The 18675-nt window shown below is 67.1% G+C and carries 19 protein-coding genes and 1 pseudogene; 6 read left to right on the top strand and 14 right to left on the bottom strand.

From position 1 onward, the window contains the following. The first annotated feature begins 28 nt into the window (after nt 1–28). Entirely contained in the window at nt 29–739 is a 711-nt protein-coding gene (locus tag OSB52_RS09165; RefSeq protein ID WP_266061406.1) for a CPBP family intramembrane glutamic endopeptidase, read from the top strand. A gap of 31 nt (nt 740–770) precedes the next feature. Here the strand turns inward: OSB52_RS09165 and upp are convergent, their stop codons facing one another. From upp to OSB52_RS09145, 4 genes are all read right to left on the bottom strand, one after another. Beyond that, nucleotides 771–1400, bottom strand: coding sequence for a uracil phosphoribosyltransferase (gene upp / locus OSB52_RS09160; RefSeq protein ID WP_266061404.1), 630 nt, complete (start codon nt 1398–1400; stop codon nt 771–773). 15 nt (nt 1401–1415) lie between these two features. After that, nucleotides 1416–2660 carry a URC4/urg3 family protein gene (locus OSB52_RS09155; protein WP_266061402.1) on the bottom strand — a complete coding sequence of 415 codons (1245 nt, stop codon included), beginning with the start codon at nt 2658–2660 and terminating at the stop codon, nt 1416–1418. Continuing rightward, complete coding sequence (locus OSB52_RS09150) at nt 2657–3934, bottom strand: GTP cyclohydrolase II (protein ID WP_266061400.1); 1278 nt, start codon at nt 3932–3934, stop codon at nt 2657–2659. The genes OSB52_RS09155 and OSB52_RS09150 overlap by 4 nt, the downstream gene beginning before the upstream one ends. 164 nt (nt 3935–4098) lie before the next feature. Then, nucleotides 4099–4710 carry a class I SAM-dependent DNA methyltransferase gene (locus OSB52_RS09145; RefSeq protein ID WP_266061398.1) on the bottom strand — a complete coding sequence of 204 codons (612 nt, stop codon included), beginning with the start codon at nt 4708–4710 and terminating at the stop codon, nt 4099–4101. Nucleotides 4711–4803: 93 nt separating this feature from the next. Between OSB52_RS09145 and bluB the strand changes: the two genes are divergently transcribed. Further along, nucleotides 4804–5439, top strand: coding sequence for a 5,6-dimethylbenzimidazole synthase (gene bluB / locus OSB52_RS09140; RefSeq protein WP_266061496.1), 636 nt, complete (start codon nt 4804–4806; stop codon nt 5437–5439). Between the two features lie 99 nt (nt 5440–5538). Here the strand turns inward: bluB and katG are convergent, their stop codons facing one another. The 6 genes from katG to OSB52_RS09110 form a co-directional block, all read right to left on the bottom strand. After that, nucleotides 5539–7767, bottom strand: a complete 2229-nt coding sequence (gene katG / locus OSB52_RS09135; protein ID WP_266061397.1) for a catalase/peroxidase HPI — start codon at nt 7765–7767, stop codon at nt 5539–5541. Between the two features lie 36 nt (nt 7768–7803). Next, nucleotides 7804–8256 (bottom strand): Fur family transcriptional regulator, encoded by a 453-nt coding sequence (locus tag OSB52_RS09130; protein ID WP_277615061.1) that lies wholly within the window; start codon nt 8254–8256, stop codon nt 7804–7806. A gap of 57 nt (nt 8257–8313) precedes the next feature. Next, nucleotides 8314–8538 (bottom strand): dodecin, encoded by a 225-nt coding sequence (locus OSB52_RS09125; RefSeq protein ID WP_266061394.1) that lies wholly within the window; start codon nt 8536–8538, stop codon nt 8314–8316. Nucleotides 8539–8626: 88 nt separating this feature from the next. Continuing rightward, nucleotides 8627–9520: an MBL fold metallo-hydrolase gene (locus tag OSB52_RS09120; RefSeq protein WP_266061393.1), complete on the bottom strand. Its 894-nt coding sequence runs from the start codon at nt 9518–9520 to the stop codon at nt 8627–8629. Between the two features lie 79 nt (nt 9521–9599). Continuing rightward, entirely contained in the window at nt 9600–10703 is a 1104-nt protein-coding gene (locus tag OSB52_RS09115) for a beta-mannosidase (RefSeq protein ID WP_372512390.1), read from the bottom strand. 121 nt (nt 10704–10824) lie between these two features. Then, nucleotides 10825–11595: a TspO-related membrane protein gene (locus OSB52_RS09110; protein ID WP_266061389.1), complete on the bottom strand. Its 771-nt coding sequence runs from the start codon at nt 11593–11595 to the stop codon at nt 10825–10827. Nucleotides 11596–11690: 95 nt separating this feature from the next. Between OSB52_RS09110 and OSB52_RS09105 the strand changes: the two genes are divergently transcribed. Both OSB52_RS09105 and OSB52_RS09100 read left to right on the top strand, forming a co-directional pair. Further along, the gene (locus OSB52_RS09105; RefSeq protein WP_266061388.1) at nt 11691–12503 is read left to right on the top strand and encodes a GNAT family N-acetyltransferase; all 813 of its coding nucleotides are present in this window, start codon (nt 11691–11693) and stop codon (nt 12501–12503) included. Continuing rightward, on the top strand, nt 12485–13369 hold the full coding sequence (locus OSB52_RS09100) for an aldehyde dehydrogenase family protein (RefSeq protein WP_266061387.1): 885 nt from the start codon (nt 12485–12487) through the stop codon (nt 13367–13369). The genes OSB52_RS09105 and OSB52_RS09100 overlap by 19 nt, the downstream gene beginning before the upstream one ends. Before the next feature lie 24 nt (nt 13370–13393). Here OSB52_RS09100 and OSB52_RS09095 read toward each other — a convergent pair whose 3' ends face one another. Continuing rightward, nucleotides 13394–13984: an FKBP-type peptidyl-prolyl cis-trans isomerase gene (locus tag OSB52_RS09095; RefSeq protein ID WP_266061386.1), complete on the bottom strand. Its 591-nt coding sequence runs from the start codon at nt 13982–13984 to the stop codon at nt 13394–13396. A gap of 141 nt (nt 13985–14125) precedes the next feature. Here OSB52_RS09095 and OSB52_RS09090 point away from each other — a divergent pair. Then, nucleotides 14126–14564: pseudogene (locus OSB52_RS09090) on the top strand (VOC family protein). A 26-nt stretch (nt 14565–14590) separates the two neighbouring features. Here OSB52_RS09090 and OSB52_RS09085 read toward each other — a convergent pair. The 3 genes from OSB52_RS09085 to OSB52_RS09075 all read right to left on the bottom strand — a co-directional run bounded on the left by OSB52_RS09085 (nt 14591) and on the right by OSB52_RS09075 (nt 18145). Next, nucleotides 14591–15145: a DUF4334 domain-containing protein gene (locus tag OSB52_RS09085; RefSeq protein ID WP_266061385.1), complete on the bottom strand. Its 555-nt coding sequence runs from the start codon at nt 15143–15145 to the stop codon at nt 14591–14593. Between the two features lie 67 nt (nt 15146–15212). Then, nucleotides 15213–16928 (bottom strand): dihydroxy-acid dehydratase, encoded by a 1716-nt coding sequence (gene ilvD / locus OSB52_RS09080; protein WP_266061384.1) that lies wholly within the window; start codon nt 16926–16928, stop codon nt 15213–15215. Between the two features lie 86 nt (nt 16929–17014). Further along, on the bottom strand, nt 17015–18145 hold the full coding sequence (locus OSB52_RS09075) for a carboxylate-amine ligase (RefSeq protein ID WP_266061383.1): 1131 nt from the start codon (nt 18143–18145) through the stop codon (nt 17015–17017). Nucleotides 18146–18222: 77 nt separating this feature from the next. Here OSB52_RS09075 and OSB52_RS09070 point away from each other — a divergent pair, with 77 nt between their 5' ends. Beyond that, nucleotides 18223–18669: a type II toxin-antitoxin system Rv0910 family toxin gene (locus OSB52_RS09070; RefSeq protein ID WP_266061382.1), complete on the top strand. Its 447-nt coding sequence runs from the start codon at nt 18223–18225 to the stop codon at nt 18667–18669. Nucleotides 18670–18675 lie beyond the last annotated feature (6 nt).

Raw genomic sequence — 18675 nt, 5'->3', positions numbered from 1 at the left:
GGGCACAGGAATGGGAGAGAGTGCCGACGTGACTGCGCCGCGGACGCGATCCATCCTGCTGGTGGTCGGCGTCGTGGGGGCGTTGGTCGCGGTCAACCTGCTCGCCCACTTCGGTCCCGGTGCGGCATTGGCGCTGGCGGTACCGGTCGCCGCCATCCTGCTGGTGCTCGGTGGGCGGCTGGCGGGGCTGGGATGGCGCGAGATGGGGCTGAGTCGAACCGAACTGCGTGCCGGGATCCCCTACGCCGTCGCCGCAGTGGTGGTGGTCTTCGCAATCGTCTCGGTGGCCGTCGCGATCCCGGCCACCCGGCAGTTCTTCTTGTCGGACCGCTTCGACAGCGCTACCGCGGCAGCGTTTGCCGCGCTGGTGACGATCCCGTTGCAGACGGTTCTACCTGAGGAGCTGATGTTCCGCGGGGTGCTGCAGGGCAGCCTCGGCCGAGTGTTCGGTGTGCGGTGGACACTCACACTTGGTGCACTCGCGTTCGGGATGTGGCATGTCACGTCGTCGTTGGGGCTCACCGCGGGCAACGAGGGGCTCAGCGGAATGCTCGGGTCAGGTACGCCGGGACGAATCGCGGGTGTGCTGGGCGCCGTCGCGGCGACCAGCGCTGCCGGGCTGGTGTTCGGATGGCTGCGGCACCGCACGACGAGCCTGTTGGCGCCGGTCGCGCTGCACTGGGCGCTCAACGCCACCGGCGCGGTGGGCGCTGCGGTCGCCTGGCATCTGCCGACGTGACCAGCCCGCGTCGAACACCGATGCACTCACGTCATGTCGTGCCGAAGATGCGGTCTCCGGCGTCACCGATACCCGGCACGATGTATCCGTTGTCGTCGAGCTCCCGGTCGACGGCCGCGGTGAAGATGCGGACGTCGGGGTGCGCGGCCTGCAGGGTCTCGACACCCTGCGGGCACGTCAGCAGGCAGACGAACTTGATCGATCGCGGTGCATACTCCTTGATCCGATCCACGGCCGCGACGGCCGAGTGGCCGGTTGCCAACATCGGATCGACTACGACGACATCGCGTTCGGCGAGGTCACCGGGCATCTTGAAGTAGTATTCGACCGCGATGTGGGTCTTCGGATCCCGGTAGAGGCCGATGTGTCCGACACGGGCGCCGGGCACCACGGTCAGCATGCCGTCGACGATGCCCGTACCGGCACGCAGGATCGACGCGAACACCACCTTTTTGCCGTCGATGACGTTGGCTGTCATCGTCTCCAGCGGGGTATCGATGGTGATCGGGTGCATGGGAATGTCGTGCAGCACCTCGTAGGCCATCAACGTGGAGATCTCGGTCAGCAACCGCCGGAAGTCATTGGTGGAGGTGTCTTTACGTCGCAGCAGGGTCAGTTTGTGCTGCACCAGTGGGTGATCGATCAGAACGACGTCGTCCATGTCAGGTCCTTCGGGTCAGAAAACAGTGCCGTCACTGGCGATGTCGAGCGGTGGGAGGCCCGATCGGAGCTCCCCGGCGAGCTCGCGGCCCGTGGCCCACGTGCCGCCCTCGAGCACACACGCCAACGGCAGACGGGTGTCGTCCACGTCGAGTTCGAGACGCACCAGCGACGCGAGCTCGTCGATCAAGGTGATGGTGAGCGCGCGCCATTCGACGACGAGTTCGTCACCGACCTGTCGACGCCGGTGTGCATCGGCGGGATCTCGCAGACTGATGACCCCGGTGTCGAGCAACAAGCCGCCATTGCGGTACTCGGGCAACGCCGTCAGCTCTGCCATGCCGCCGACGCGGTGGCCCGACCACTCGAAGGGTTCGAGCAGGGAGTACGTCAGCCACTGGCTCAGCTTGTGAAACGGCATCCAGCCATCCGACGATCCCTCACCCCGCACCGCGTCGTGGCGCCAACAGTCACCGAGCGCAACGCCGTCGAGAACGTTGTCCGACAACCAGATACCGGATGTGGTGGTCAACAGCAGCGACAGGATCGCGTGCGCATCGACATCGGTCCGCGGTGAACTCACCAGCGCGTCGTAGAGGTGCCCCGGACGAGGGTGCTCGCCGAAGACGTCCGGGTGGGCGGTCAGGGCGGTCCCGAGGCGGCGTAACAACTCGACGCGACCGTCGACCCCGACCAGGGGATTGGTCTCATCGGCCTGAAACGCGGCCGCAAGACCTGCGACGGTCAACTCTGACAGCCGCGTCGCGTCGACCCGCAGGGGCTGATCCGGATCGGCCGAGAACACACCACCGACGAACGCATGCCACCCCGCCACCGCGAGGCCTTCCGAACGTGTGACCCGCATCCCCGTGTCTGATTCGAGAAAGGACCAGTCCGGACCCGCGCCGGCGTCGAGCAGAACGCTGACGACGGCGAGATCGATCAGGGCACGGGCCTGCTCGGCCTGATCGTCGTCCAACCGGGCCCGCAGCATCGCCGTTCGGTCGACTCCGCCGGCCTCGAAATGCCGCCACCGGCTGTGGAACGGGATGTCGAGGGCGGGGTAGCGGCGACGCGTGACACGGGCGACCAGTGCTGCCGCGGCCGCGAGCGCGGCGTCGTCGACGGTGAACCACGATGATTCGCCGCGACGCGCCCGTTCGGTCAACTGGGCGGCGCGGTCCCGGATGGCTCGCGTGGACCGCAGAGTGTCCGGCGCGGTCGGTCCCGCACCGGTCCGCCCCGACACGTCGACGCTCATCTGTCCAGTCCTCGTCCCTTGGCCTTGCCGAGTTCGGTCGAATCCGGCACCTGGCCGGGGGTGAAGTAGCCGGCCGCCATCTTGGCGTCGATCTCCACCTGGGCGTCGGCGGGGATGAGTTCATCGGGGATGTTGACGCGTTCGCCGACCTCGATTCCGGAGCCGGTGATCGCGTCGTACTTCATGTTGCTCATCGACACCAAGCGGTGGATCTTGCGGATGCCCAGCCAGTGCAGCACATCGGGCATCAGCTCCTGGAATCGCATGTCCTGCACTCCGGCAACACATTCGGTCCGGGCGAAGTACTGATCGGCGGTGTCCCCACCGGCCTGACGCTTGCGGGCGTTGTACACGAGGAACTTGGTGACCTCGCCGAGTGCGCGGCCTTCCTTGCGCGAGTAGGCGACCAGCCCCACCCCGCCTCGCTGCGCGCCGAGGATGCATTCCTCGATCGCGTGCGTCAGATACGGACGACAGGTACAGATGTCGGAGCCGAACACGTCCGAACCGTTGCACTCGTCGTGTACGCGGGCCGTGAGCTCGACGTCGGGGTCGGCGAGATCGGCTGCGCGACCGAAGATATAGAGCGTCTGCCCACCGATCGGCGGCAGGAAAACCTCCAGGTCGGAGCGGGTCACCAGCTCCGGGTACATGCCCCCGGTCTCCTCGAACAGGACACGCCGGAGATCTGCTTCGGTACAGCCGAATCGACGCGCGACCCCGGGCAGATACCAGACCGGTTCGACGGCGGCCTTGGTGACCAGTGCGGCGCCGGTGTCGAGCAGGTGGCGCCCGTCGGGACGCAGACGGCCCTTGGCGATCGCGTCGGCCACCTCGGGCAGGATGACGTGTGCCTTGGTGATCGCGATGGTGGGACGGATGTCGTGTCCGGCGGCCAGATGTTCGGCGAAGACGTCGGCGGTGAGTGCACCCCACGGGTCGAGGCTGACGATCTGCGCCGGATCCGACCATTGCGGATACGGGCCGACGACGTCGGTGGGTGCGGTGTCGGTCAGGTCGGCCCGATGCTCGCGCGACAACGCCCCGGCGGCGACGGCAAGTGCGCGATAGACGCTGTAGGAACCGCTGTGTGTGCCGATCACATTGCGGTGCGAACGCCGCGACGTCGTGCCAACGAGCGGTCCGCGGTCCGCGGCGGTGGCAGCGCCCCACCGGATCGGAAGCGCGTCAAGCCCGCCGCTGTGCGAGGTCAACCGGATGTGACCGCCCGCGGTGGACGGCCCGACGGCATCCGGACTCAGATCTGCGGTCATCGACGCTCCTGTCCGTCCGCGGCTGAATCGACGGTTGCCGAGTCACTTGCCGTTCCGTTCGGAACCAGATCTCGGCGCCGAGTGGAAAGCGCCAGCATAGCCATTGCCGGGAACAGATGCTGGGCGAGAAAGGTAACGGATTCCCCACGATCGGGGCGTGATCGTCAGCGTCGGCGGTGTACGGAGACGGCGTAGTCCACGTCCGCGTTCACCTCGTCGGAGTCTGCGCCGAACGGATCGCGCTCCCAGGTCGACCAGCGGGCGTGTAACTCGAAACCGTTGTGCGCCGCGAGCCGGTCGTAGTCGTACAGCGACAGTCGGTCGTCGCGCAGGCTGAATCCGGCGACGAGCAGAGCTCCGGGCGCGAGTCGCTCGGCGAGTTGCGCCAGGACGGTGCTCTCGGTCCCCGGATCGACGAAGATCATCACGTTGCCGGCGAGCAGTGCGACGTCGAACTCGCTGTCCACATGGGCATCGAGATCGACGAGGTCTGCCAGCACCCAGGCGACGTCGGGCCCGTTGCGGCGTGCGGTGGCCAGCATGGTGTCATCGGCGTCCACGCCCACCACGGCGAAGCCACGCCGCCGTAACTCGATCGCCACCCGCCCGGTGCCACAGCCTGCGTCGAGCACGCGTTGGCCGCCGTGTTCGGCCAACAGCGCCTCGACGAGATCGGCCTCGCCGTGGACGTTCTGGCCCGAGGCCGACAAATGCTGCCACCGTTGGTCGTACTCGTCGCCCTTGGGCGCGTTCGTGTCATCCCATCGAGTGGCCACGAGCCCATGGTGGCACAGGCTCAGCGTGTCGCCGGGCAGGCACCCGACGATGCGTGGTTGGTTGGTTGCGGCCAGAGCAGCAGAGGGGAGCAGATGGACGTCTACGAGGCGATCGCGCGGCGGCGTGATGTGCGCAGTGAGTTCAACGGCAGCTTGGTGGGCGAGGCGCAGCTGTGGCGGGTGCTCGAAGCGGCGCACTGCGCGCCGAGCGTGGGCAACACCCAGCCGTGGGACTTCGTGGTGATCCAGGATCGAACAGTCCTGTCACTGTTCGCCGAACACGTATCGGGGTGTCGGGCGGACTTCGCGCGCTCGTTGCCGGCCGAGCGGGCGGCCACCTTCGGGCCGATCGTCGTCGAGGGCATCGAACAGGCTGGGACCGGGGTGGTGGTGACCTATCAGTCGAATCGGGGTGGCGCGCACGTGCTCGGGCGGCACACCATCGACGAGACCGGGCGTCTGTCGGTGGGGTTGGCGATCCAGAACCTGTGGCTGGCGGCGACGGCGGAGGGCCTCGGGGTCGGCTGGGTCTCGTTCTATCGCCCGGAGTTCCTGCGCGGCCTGATCGGCGTGCCGCCGACCGTGGATGTGGTGGCCTGGCTCTGTCTGGGTCCGGTCACGCAGTTGCAGACCGTTCCCGACCTCGAACGGTTCGGTTGGCGTACCCGGCGCCCACTCGCCGACGCAGTGCATCGGGAGGCCTACCGGGGTGACCCGGCGCCGTCGTGAGCTGGGAGCCGAGCAAAGGTCGGCTCCCAGCGACGGGTGAAACGCTGCTGCCCTCCGGCATCGCCGGAGGGCAGCAGCGTCGAATCAAAAGGACGCGACTCAGGCGTCGAACCGGTCCAGGTTCATCACCTTGTCCCACGCGGCGACGAAGTCCTTGACGAATTTCTCCGACGCGTCGTCCTCGGCGTACACCTCGGCGATGGCCCGCAATTGCGAGTTCGCGCCGAAGACGAGGTCGGCACGGGTGCCGGTCCACTTGGTGGCGCCGCTGTCACGGTCCTTGCCCACGTAGGTTCCGTCGTCGGCAGGCGATGCCGACCAGTCGGTGCTCATGTCGAGCACGTTGACGAAGAAGTCGTTCGTCAGACGGCCCGGTGTCTCGGTGAGCACGCCGAGCGACGAACCCTTGTAGTTGGCGCCGAGCACGCGCAGACCGCCGACCAACACGGTCATCTCGGGAGCCGAGAGGGTCAGCAGGTTCGCGCGGTCCAGCAGCCGGTACTCGGCGGGGAGCTCGCTGGCCTTGCCCTCGTAGTTGCGGAATCCGTCGGCCTTGGGCTCCAGGTAGGCGAACGACTCCTCGTCGGTCATCTCCTGGGTCGCATCGGTGCGGCCCGGAGTGAAGGGGACGGTGATGTCCACGCCGGCGTCCTTCGCGGCCTTTTCCACGGCTGCCACGCCACCGAGCACCACCAGGTCGGCGAACGACACCTTGGCACCGGCCTCGGCGTTGAAGCTCTCCTGGACCCGCTCGAGAGTGCTGATCACCTGCGCGAGCTCCTCGGGTTCGTTGGCCTCCCAGCCGGCCTGCGGCTGCAGACGGATGCGTCCGCCGTTGGCGCCTCCCCGGAAGTCGCTGCCGCGGAACGACGATGCCGCCTTCCACGCCGTCGAGACGAGCTGTGCGATGCTCAGACCCGAGTCGAGCAACTGGGACTTGAGGGAGTCGACGTCGGCGTCCGAAAGCGTCGGACCCTCATGTGCGGGGACATTGTCCTGCCACAGGTAGGTCTCGGCCGGCACCAGCGGTCCGCGGTAGCGGATAGCCGGACCCATGTCACGATGCAGCAGCTTGAACCACGCCTTGGCGAATTCGTCGGCGAGTTCCTCGGGATGCTCGAGCCACCGCCGAGTGATCTTCTCGAAGCCCGGATCCATCCGCATGGACAGGTCGGTGGTCAGCATCGATGGATGGGTCTTGCCGTCGCCGAACGCATTCGGGACGGTCCCGTCGCCGGCTGCATCCTTCGGCTTCCACTGGTTGGCGCCGGCCGGACTCTTGGTGAGTTCCCACTCGTAGCCGTACAGGATCTCCAGGAAGCTGTTGTCCCACTGGGTCGGGGTGTTGGTCCAGGTGACCTCGAGTCCACTGGTGATGGCGTCGGCGCCGACACCGGTCCCCTGTGGATTCACCCAGCCCAGACCCATCTGCTCGATGGGCGCGGCCTCGGGTTCGGGGCCCACGAGTTCGGCGTCGCCGTTGCCGTGGGTCTTGCCGAAGGTGTGTCCACCGACGATGAGCGCAGCGGTCTCCACGTCGTTCATGGCCATCCGGCCGAACGTCTCGCGGATGTCGACCGCAGCCGCCAGCGGATCCGGATTACCGTTGGGGCCTTCCGGATTCACGTAGATGAGGCCCATCTGCACGGCGGCGAGGGGGTTCTCCAGATCCCGCTGACCGCTGTAGCGGCTGTCGCCGAGCCACTCGGCCTCCGGGCCCCAGTAGACCTCTTCGGGCTCCCACTCGTCCGGACGGCCGAAGGCGAACCCTGCGGTCTTGAACCCCATGGATTCCAGCGCGACATTGCCCGCGAGGACCAGCAGGTCGGCCCACGAGACGGCCTTGCCGTACTTCTTCTTCACCGGCCACAGCAGACGACGTGCCTTGTCGAGGCTGGCGTTGTCGGGCCAGCTGTTCAGCGGTGCGAACCGCTGCATGCCCGATCCGGCACCGCCGCGACCATCCTCGACGCGGTAGGTGCCCGCGGCGTGCCACGACATCCGGATGAACAGCGGGCCGTAGTGACCGAAGTCGGCGGGCCACCACGACTGCGAGGTCGTCATCACGTCGGCGAGGTCGGCCTTGAGTGCTTCGACGTCGAGGGTCTGCAGCGCGGCGTCGTAGTCGTAGCCCGCGTCGAGGGGGTTGACCACGTCCGGGTTGTGCGCGAGCAGCTTCAGGTTGAGCTGGTTCGGCCACCAGTCCCGGTTGCCGCCACCCTCGACCGGCGGCTTGATGCGCATCGGGCAGCCCTTGTCGGCGGCCTCGGTGTTGGCTTCGGCGATCGGTGGGTGTTCGGTGGCGTGGGCGGGGTTTTCCTCAGTCACGACAAACCTTTCAGGAGAGAGTGATTCGGGCTGTGATCACGGCTGTGACCCCGAAGCAGGAGCGGCTGCGCATTCGGCGCAGAGTCCCCAGTAGATGACCTCGGCCTCGTCGAGAATGAAGCCGTGGTGTTCCGACGGCGTGAGGCAGGGTGCCTCCCCGACGGCGCAATCGACGTCGCCGATGATCCCGCAGGATCGGCAGATGACGTGATGATGGTTGTCGCCGACCCGTGACTCGTAGCGAGCGACGTGGCCGGACGGTTGGATTCGCCGCACCAGGCCTGCGGTCGTCAACGCGCGAAGAACGTCGTAGACCGCCTGACGCGAGACGTCTGGCAATCCTCTGCGGACTGCACCGACGATCGTGTCGGTGTCGGCGTGGGGATGTGCGCACACCGCATCGAGAACGGCGAGACGCGGGCGGGTCACCCGCAAATCGACCTCACGCAAACGTCTTACGTGATCTTTCTGTGATGGCACGCGAACCATCATGCCCGTTTTCTGGAATGAGTCAAGTTTTCGGCGGAGATGTCTCGAATTGAGACGTCAGCCCAGGGCGTCTCCGGATTCGATCCGGAAGCCCACCTTCAGCGTCACCTGCGTGTGCGCGATGGCCCCATCCACGACGTGTCCGCGCGTGCTCACGACCTCGAACCATTCGACATTCCGGGTGGTCTGGGTGACCCGGGCGATCGCGTTGGCGATGGCTGCGTCCGTGCCGTCCGACGAGGACCCGACTACCTCGATGACTCGATATGTGTGATCGCTCATGGGCCGATACTCCCACGCCGACGCCTTGTGCGACCGCGAATTTCGCAGACCCGTGTGCGACCGTCTATCCGTGTCGAGGTGGTGCGCTTCAGCGCCCGACGAATACACCGTCGGATTCCTCGACGACGCCCTCGCCGATCAGTCGTTCGAGGTGCAGCTCGGCGGTGCGGCGCTCGACGGCATCGACGAAGGGCAGATCGACATGCGGGCGGTAGACGAGGCGGTGGCGCACGATGTCCTCGAGAGATCTCGGTTGGTCGAGGAACGCCAGCAACCGCTCGTCGCGGCGGTTGATGACCTGCGCATAGGCATCGAGGCGACGGCGGAACTCCGCGGCGCCGTCGATGACCCCCTTCTGGTGGAAGGTGCCGTACCACCGGGCATCGATGGATCGCACCACCGCTATCGACCGGAGGTAGTCCTCGACGCTGCTGCCGACATCGCCGTACATCGGGCCGAACGACGTCAGGTCGATGTCGGCCACATAGAGAAATCCCGTCGGCTCCACCAGCACGCCACAGTGACCGGAGGTATGCCCAGGCAGGTGAATCACCGTTGCGCTCACGCCACCGAGGTCGAACCGATGCCCGTCGTCGAGGCCGGCTGCCTCCGGGAACCCGGTCGGCAGCTGGAACTCGTCGCCGATCTGCGCGCCAACGGCTGCTCTTTCACGCGCGGTCAGGCCGTACCCGTCGAGCAGCACGTCCAGGGACCGGACCGCATCGACATCGGCGCGGTGGCAGTGAATCGGCGCGGTGAAGTGTCGCAGCCCGGCCAGGTGGTCTTCGTGGGCGTGACTGATCATCACCGCGTCCGCGCCGACCGGATCGTGATCGATCTCCAGCGATGGATCGATCATCAGCGTGGACTCCGCGCCCTCGACGACCACCGAGTTGCCGTAGGGATAGGCGCCGCCGTGCCCGGAGGTCAACACGGTGACCTCGTCGTACCGGGTTGCGCCGAAGGCCGGGTCATTCGCCATCTCCGCTTGGTACCGCCGGTCCGGCCGCGTTGTCAATGGGCGCCCGACCGCGGGCGAATATGAGCCGGGTGAGCGGGACTCACGGGCCGACTGTGGTCAGGTCTGCCACGAGGTCGAATGCCGGATCGTCGGGTCCGATGTCGTAGGTGCACTGGTCGGGTCGTGGGTCGGGCACGAACGCCCAGAACAATGCGGTCGCAGTGCCGGCGGCGCGTTGCCCGGTGACCTTGGTCCGGAAATCCGCCGCGCGCTGCGCGGCGCTGGCGCACGATCCCGCTGACTGGCCGATCTCGTTGACCGCCACCGGTTTACCGAGCACCGCCCCCTGACGTATACGCTCGGCCAATCCGTTCCACTGGTCGCCGGGTAGCGGCACACCGTCTGAGCCGTAATCGTGGTAGTCCAGAACACCGAGGTGGCGGGAACCGCCCACATACTCGTATTGCGGCCCGGCCGTCCCGCACTGTCCACCGCCGGCGAGCCCGGCCCAGATCAATCCGGACCTGTGGACGCGGTGCAGCACCGCACCGGCGTTGTCAAAGAAGGAACGCAACACCAGAGCCGCATCCGGCGGGCAGATGCGACTCTGCCACCCACAGGATGTGTCACCGCAGATACTGGTCTCCGGTTCGCCGACCATCTCCCAGCCGGCCAGTGCCGGACTGTTCTTCCATCGGCGCACCGCCGTGCGCATCCACTGCTCGAAGGTCAGCCCGCCCGCGCCGATCTCGGTGCGCCAACCCGTCGCGTACCAGCCGTGGTCCTTGAAGCGGCCGCTCTCGCAGGCACCCTCACCGGCGGCGAGCACCGGAATCACCATCTGGTCGTGGCGAGCCGCCGCGGCGAATACGGCGTCCATCGGGGCGAAGTCCAGAGCGCCGGTGTACTTGTTCACGGCGAGTTGCGCGAACAGGTCGAAGCGCGTCAGCGAATGGGGTGCAAGCGCGGCGAAGTAGGAATCCAGATCGACCATCGCCCCGCAACCGGTGTTGATCGACCAGTCGGTGGCGAGCTGGTAGGCGTCGAGACCCGATGGCCACCACGGGCGGCCATCGAGACGTAGGCCGTCTGCCGTCGCCGTGACCCGGTTCGCCGGGGCGCCGATGACCGGCGCGGGCAGAACCACGCCCGCGATCAGCAGCGCCAACATGCCCACCAGACAGGACCGTCGGATGATTCGCATCACTGGCATGTGTCCGCCTCCTCGACGTCATCGTTGCTCCGGCTAACTATCGCCGAAAGTGAGGCCGGGCGTCGGAGAACGGCAAGGGCGGCGCGAAGAGCGGAAGGAGGTCGGCGCCAGATCAGGTGGCGCGGGCGCGTAATCGTGCCGCGTACATCGAGATCCCGGTGGAGATGACCAGAACGAAGATCGTGGCCAGGCAGACCGCGGTGACCGCAGGCGTTTCACCGCCCGCGGTGACCATGATGCCGATCAGTGCCCAGATCACCGTCAACGGAAAGCCGATCAACACGCCACCGAGGAAAAGGGTGATGATCGTCGCGACAACCGCTCCCACCAAGAGCACGACGATCTGCCACCCCGCAGCATCGGCATCAGCGCCCGCATCAGCCGCATCCGACGCCCAGTTCTGGAACATCGCGGCGGTGGCCCAGCCCGCGTAGATACCGACCAGGACCCGGGTGAGAGCGGCACGCCACGACGGGGCGTCGGGATCCCGCGGACCTGCGACCAGCCGTGCCGCGTCGATGAGGGCCACGGCCATGATCGTCAGCACGATCGAGGTGACCCACTTCCACTCGGCGGCGGAGAACAGGATCCAGACCGCGGCACCGAAGAATGCGACACTGACGTCGGCGGTGACCCGTGCGGGCTCCTCGGTGCCCGTCGACCTCGTCAGCACAACCATCCCGGCGAACGCCAGCGACAGCAGGTAGATGACGCTCCAGATCGAGAAGGTGTATCCGGCCGGGGTGATCAGCAGGTCAACCGTTGATTCGTTCGGCGATGCACCGACACCTGCAAACGGGAGTAGCGGCGCCAGGATCGCAGCGATCGCGCCAACGACCGCGGCCGTGGCCAGAGACGCGCTGACTCGTGTTTGGACACCCATGGTGCCCAGGGTAGGCAATGGCCCGGAGCGCGCGTCGCGGCGCCGGACGCGGCTGCCCCGTTTTCCGGCGGCCGCCGGTGCGGTACTCATGTGGTGTGAGTGTGGAACCCGAAGCGATGAGGTGGACCCCCGACGCCATACTGGCGCAGTCCGCCGCTTGGCGATCGTCGTGGCATCCGAGTGGGTCCACGTACTTCACGGTGGACGGCTACGAATTCTATGAACAGGACGGCGAGGCCACGCTCCTCAACTACCGCGGACCACACCGGGACGCAGACGAGATCGTCGACGCCGCCACCGAGATCGCGACCACACGCGGCGCGCATGCTGTTCTGGTCACCGTTGGACCCGGCCCGCTGGAGCGCATGAGTAACGAACTGCTCGACGCGCGCGACGCGCGGACGGTGGCCGTGGTCGATGTGGTCGCGATGATCCTCGATGAACCTGCCGGCGGGGTCGAGGCGCCCGACGATGTGCGGTGTATCAAGGCGACCGATCTGCACACGCGGACCGTTTTCGGAGAAGTATCGTTGCGCGCGTGGGGATTTGCGCCACCCATACTGACCGACCCGGAGTCCGGCCACGATGACGACCGGGCGCCGGGACTGTTCGTCGCGTTGTGCGCGGGAACCCCTGCCGGAGCGGGCGGGTACTCGTTGTCTGGTGAGGTGGCCCGGCTCTGGGGTGCTGCGGTCCTTTCCGACTTCCGCCGGCGAGGGGTGTACCGTGCGCTGATCGCCGAGCGTATCCGCGATGCTCGCGCCCGGGGTGCCACGTTGGCGCTCGTGCACGCCGAGCAGACGTCCGCACCGATTCTGCAGCGGTGGGGCTTTGTGAAATTCGGTGAGCGTTCGCGCGTCCGGATACCCACGGGGGCGAGGGTCGACCGATGGCCATCGACGAGGTGACCGACGAACTGTACGGGCTGGCGCCCGGCGAGTTCGTCCGGCGGCGCACCGAACTCGCCCGCGAGGCGAGAGCGTCCGGCGATCGTGAGCTGGCTCGCGAGATCACGGCGTTGCGGCGGCCCACCCAGGTCGGCTGGGCGATCAACCAGTGGGTGCGCACCGATCCCGACGGGGTGGCGGCGTTGCTCGACCTGGCTGCCGAACTACTTGCTGCACAACGCCGGTCGTCGGCAGATCGCCTGCGGGCGTTGGCCGACCGACGACAGGATCTGATCGCCGAATGTGTTGGGGCGATCCGGCGCGGTGCGCTGCAGCAGCAGGTCATGCTGTCCGACAATGCAATCAGGGAGGTGGGGCAGTCGCTGCGCGCGGCTGTCGCCGACGACGAGGTCGCCGAGATGCTGCGCCGTGGACGTTTGGTGACCGCAACCGAATACAGCGGCTTCGGTCCGGCCGGGGTGTTCGTGGTGCCCGATACCGTAGAGGAACCGGACGTCGAGGAGCCGGCCGTCGACGAGCCCGGTGGTGACCCGCCCTCGCCGAGCGCTGCCGATACCGGCAGGCGCCTGCACCGAGCGCGCCGGGCGGTCGCGGAAGCCGAGGACGCCGAACGATCCGCCGCGTCAGCCCTCGCCGAGCGCGACGACGAGGTGGCCAGGGCACGTGCCCACGCCGATGAACTCTCCGAGAACCTCGACCGGCTGCGGGCCGAGCTGGAACGGCGCCACGCCGAGCTGCGGTTCGCTGTGCGCCAAGTCGACACAGCCGAGGAGCAACGTCGCATGGCCTCCGACGTCCTCGACGGTGCGCGAGATCACCTCACCGAGGCGCGCGATGAACTGGCCCGCACCGAAGCCGACCGATAGCTGCGGGCCGGTGCCGATCGACGATCAGCTCTGTGCGCCGAGGATCTGGATCACGAACACCAAAGTGTCGCCCTGTTCGATACCCGCTTGCGGGTTGCCTGCCGGATAGCCGTCCGCCGATGTCATCGCGACCGCGACGGTGGCGCCGACGTTCTGCCCGGCGATTGCTTTCTGGAAGCCGGGCACCACTCCGTCCAGCGGGAACTCGGCAGGTTCGCCACGCTCGTAGCTGCTGTCGAACACCGATCCGTCACGTCCGTTGACCCCCAGGTAGCAAACCGTGACCGTTGCGGTGTCCGCTACGATCGCGCCGTCGGCCGGTTGCAAAGTCTGCACCGTGGTCTCGTCGACCGAGAACGGCGTGGTGACCTCGACGCCGGGTGCGGTGTTCTCCGTCGGTGCGGTCACGGCGATCGAGCCGGTCGCTCCGTCGAACTGCCAAGCCGGTGACGCCGATGCCTGCGGCGCGCCCGATGGGCAGTTCGTCGCCGCGACGGTGCTCGCCGCCGCCTGCGCCGACGACTCCGATGTGGAGTCGTCGGTGGAATTGCAGGCGCTCAGCGCCAAGGTCAGCAGCAGGGTGGAGGCCAGCGCCGCTCGGCGCACCGTGAACATGTCCGCAACGCTACCGATCGAGGCGGAAATAGCGGACACCGGCTGTCCGAGTCGCGGGGCATGATGGGTGGCATCGCGCCGGCCGTCGCAAATCATGGCGTGGGCGGCCGGTGAACCGGCAATCATGGAAGAGAGACAGACATGTCCCGGGAAATCCAGGTGACGATCGACTGTGCCGACCCGGCCGCGCTGGCCGACTTCTGGAGCGCCGCACTGGGATATCGGCTTCAGAGTCCGCCACCGGGCTTCGAGTCCTGGGACGCCGCCCGCGACGCCCTCGGCATCCCGGTTGATCGTCGCAACGATGCATCGGGGATCGTCGACCCCGACGGGCGCGGACCACGCGTGTTCTTCCAGCGCGTTCCGGAATCCAAACCCGGCAAGAACCGCCTGCACCTCGATCTGCGCGCCGCGCCGGGTCTGGCCGGGGGGGGAGCGCATGGCCGCGCTGGAAGCCGAGTGCAGCCGGCTACAGACGTTGGGAGCCACGCGTCTCGCACGCCACGAGCCGGCGCCGCCGATGCAAGGCGGCCACATCGTGATGGCCGATCCGGAAGGCAACGAGTTCTGTCTCGACTGAACTCGCCGCTCGCGGGTCGAGCCGCGTCAGCGCACCGGCAGGGAGGCGTTGCGGCGCAGGACGAAAAAATACGGCCGATCCGCGCCCTTCATGTCCATCGCGCCCAGCACCGAGTCGTTCGACAGTTGCCGGAATACGTCGTTGATCGGCAGCTGGTCGTACAGCATGGTGGCGCTGTCGACACCGCGGTAGCGGGTGGTCCGCAGCCGCGCCTTTCCCGATCGCGCCCGCCACAACAGCCGGGTGGCGGCGATCGGCTTGGCAACGGGCAGCGACGTGATCGACGGCACCCGTGCGGCCAGTGGCACCCCGCTGAACGCGCGGGCCGGATTCATCGGCCAGAGCGCTCGGCCGTCGGGGGTGGGAAACAGCAGCGGATGCACCGTTTCGGCGTCCACGAACTGTTTGCCCCACCACCCGCTGGCCGCCAACAAACCGTCCATCGGATGCTCTGTCGGCAGTTCGGCGCCATGCCAGGTGCCGATCATGAAGTCCGTCTCGGCTGCGGGCAACCCGTCGAAGAGATCGAGTGCTGCGGCGGTGGTGGACGGAATGTCGTCCATCAACTCGGTCAGTTGCATGTCACGATGGTACGGAGCAAGACACAGATTGACCATCATGTTTCATCGATTCGTGGTCAACCCGACCTCACCGGCAGACGGCGCCTTCCGACGCTGAGGTGACCAGCTTCGAATATTTCGCCAGCACACCACGGGTGTACCGCGGCGGCAACGGAGCGAAGTCCTCGGCTCGCCGCGTGAGTTCAGCGGGGTCGACGAGCAGATCCAGAGTGCCCTGACCCACATCGAGGCGGATGCGGTCGCCGTCGCGTACCAGCGCGATCGGCCCTCCGTCGACGGCCTCAGGGGCCACGTGACCCACACACAGACCGGTGGTGCCGCCGGAGAATCGACCGTCGGTCATCAACAGCACGTCTTTGCCCAGGCCTGCACCCTTGATCGCGCCGGTGATGGCGAGCATCTCCCGCATGCCTGGCCCACCTTTTGGGCCCTCGTAGCGAATCACCACGACATCGCCTGCGGTGATGGTGCCGTCTTCGAGCGCATCCATCGCCGCTCGTTCGCGATCGAAGACCCTGGCCACCCCCTCGAAGACGTCGGAGTCGAAACCCGCCGACTTCACCACGGCACCCTGCGGGGCGAGAGAACCCTTCAAGATGGTGATACCACCTGTCGGGTGGATCGGCTCGCTGGTCGCGCGCAACACCAAGCCGTCGGGATCGGGGGGTGCGATCCCGGCGAGGTTCTCCGCGACGGTCTTGCCGGTCACCGTCAGACAGTCGCCGTGCAAGAGGTCGGCATCGAGCAGCGCCTTCATGACGACGGGCACACCGCCGATCCGATCTACGTCGGTCATCACGTGCTTGCCGAACGGCTTGACGTCGGCGAGGTGCGGCACCTTGGCGCCGATCCGGGCGAAGTCGTCGAGCGACAGCGGCACCTCCGCCTCGTTGGCGATGGCCAGCAGGTGCAGTACCGCATTGGTTGAGCCGCCGAATGCCATCACCACGGCGATGGCATTCTCGAACGCCTCGCGGGTCATGATGTCACGCGCGGTGATCCCACGACGCAGCATCTGCACCACGGCTTCGCCGCTCTCGCGTGCGTAGCGATCGCGTCGGCGGTCCGGGGCCGGCGGCGCGGCGCTGCCCGGTAGCGACATCCCCAATGCCTCAGCGGCACTGGCCATCGTGTTCGCCGTGTACATCCCGCCGCATGCGCCTTCGCCGGGACAGATCGCGCGCTCGATCGTGTCGACGTCCTCGCGGCTCATGAGCCCGCGCGAGCACGCCCCGACAGCCTCGAACGCGTCGATGATCGTCACCTGCCGTTCGGCCCCGTCCGAGAGCGTGGCGTAGCCGGGCAAGGTGGAGCCGGCGTAGAGGAACACGTTCGCGAGGTCGAGCCGAGCCGCTGCCATCAACATGCCGGGTAGTGACTTGTCACATCCCGCAAGCAATACCGAACCATCGAGACGTTCGGCGTTCATCACCGTCTCGACGCTGTCGGCGATCACCTCGCGCGACACCAGGGAGAAGTGCATACCCTCGTGACCCATCGAGATACCATCGGACACCGAGATGGTGCCGAACTCGAGCGGATATCCGTCCGCGGCATGAACTCCCTCCTTGACAGCCTTCGCGAGGCGGTCGAGCGAGAGATTGCACGGCGTGATCTCGTTCCACGACGAGCCCACCCCGATCTGCGGTTTGACCCAGTCGTCATCACCCATTCCCACCGCGCGCAGCATGCCGCGGGCGGCGGTCTTCTCGAGCCCGTCGGTGACGTCGCGACTGCGGGGCTTGATGTCGATGTCGGTGTCGGGCTGAGTTGGATTGGTCATGAGGGCAACACTAGTGGTGTGTCTCGGTGACAGGTGGCCGGTATCGGTCGGACGCATCGTCGGGCGATGGCACCTGCCGCGGCGGGTCACTCGACGAACGCACGCATCGCTGCCTGCGCGATCGCTGATCCGCCGCCGTGCTCGGCGAAGAGTGCCCGCTGCCGGGATGCGCCGTTTCCGAACTCATACAGACGCGACAGGTATGCGTCGATGTGGTCGCGCTCGCCGATCCGCCCCAGGCTTGAACCGATGTCGGCGACGAGGTCGGCGACCATGCCGCGAGCGGAGACCGACTGTTGGGTCACAACATCGATGCCGTCGCCGTCGATGCCATCGTGAGCCGCCTTCCACAGCGCTGCGGTCAACACCGTGGCATCGACCTCGTCGGCCGTACGACCGACGGCGAGGTCGGCGGTCGCGGTCATCACCAGGGCCCGCACGATGGTGGCGAGGGCGGCCGCGTCAGCGGCGGCTTGTTGGACATCGCCGATCCGGATCTCGATGGTGGGCAGATGATCTGATGGGCGGATGTCCCAATAGACCATATGGTCGTCGAGGATTGCGCCCGAGGATACGAACATGTCGACGAGTTGCTCGAAGTGCCGCCGAGAACGCAGATGCGGAGGCGGCCCCGATGCCGGCCACCGGCTCCACAACACCGAACGCCAGCTGGCATGTCCGGTGTCGGAATCTCGGTAGATTGCCGAGTTCGCCGATAGCGCCAGCAGCACCGGAAGTCGACGTCGCAGGTGGTTGCTCACACCGACGGCGACGTCCCGGTCGGCCACGCCGACATGCACATGGCAACCCGAGATGCCCTGTTCGTGGGCGAGCATGCCGAAATATCCGCCGATGCGTCGGTACCGATCGGTGTCGGTGATCGGAAAGGCATCCGGCACCGTCGGCGGCACGCCGGTCGCGATGACTCCGACGCCGACCTCGGCCGCGGCGGCAGCAACCACCGACCGCAGTCGCCGCAGTTCCTCGATCACTTGGTGACTCGTCGAGCATGCCGGGGTTGCGATCTCGACCTGACAGGTCGTCAGCTCCAGGTCCAGGTGCACTCCTCGCCGCGCGGCGGCCTCGGCGACCTCGTGATTGCGTCCCACCGGATGTCCGGTGACCAGGTCGACCAGGATGAACTCCTCCTCCACGCCGACCGTCGGAGGGGCCGTGGGGTCGGTAGCGTCGGTGGTCGACGCGTCGGCGGGACCCATCAGTTCACCGTAGGGTCGAGGTGAACGCGCCGGTTCGGCACGCGATTGGGCACATTCATGAGCAAGGGGAGGTATTCGTGGCAGCAGTCGACGTCGGTATCCGATCGGAGATGACCCCGGAGGAGGCCTGGAAGTTGGCCTCCGACCTGCACCGCTTCTCGGAGTGGATGACGATCTTCGGGGGCTGGAAGGGCGATGTCCCTGAAGAGATCGGTGAAGGAACCGAGGTCGCATCGTTGATCAAGGTCAAAGGCTTTCGCAATGTCATCCACTGGCGTGTGATCCGCTATGAGGAGCCGACGGCCATCGCGATGACCGGCAAAGGCCGCGGCGGCGTCCGGATCGACCTCACGATGCGCGTGGACGAGGTCGACGGGGGATCCCGGTTCGGCCTCAATGCGACATTGCGAGGTGGGCTGCTGAATGGTCCGGTGGGCCGATTCGTCGCTCACCTCATGGAGTCCGACGTCCGGGATTCCATCGAGAACCTGGCCCGGTTGGGTGGGGCGCCCGAAGGGCGTTGACCGCAG

The sequence above is a fragment of the Gordonia aquimaris genome, from assembly GCF_026262595.1.
Taxonomy (GTDB): Bacteria; Actinomycetota; Actinomycetes; order Mycobacteriales; family Mycobacteriaceae; genus Gordonia; species Gordonia tangerina.
Note: the sequence above shows the minus strand (reverse complement) of the source record. Positions and strands in the feature narration are given on the sequence as shown.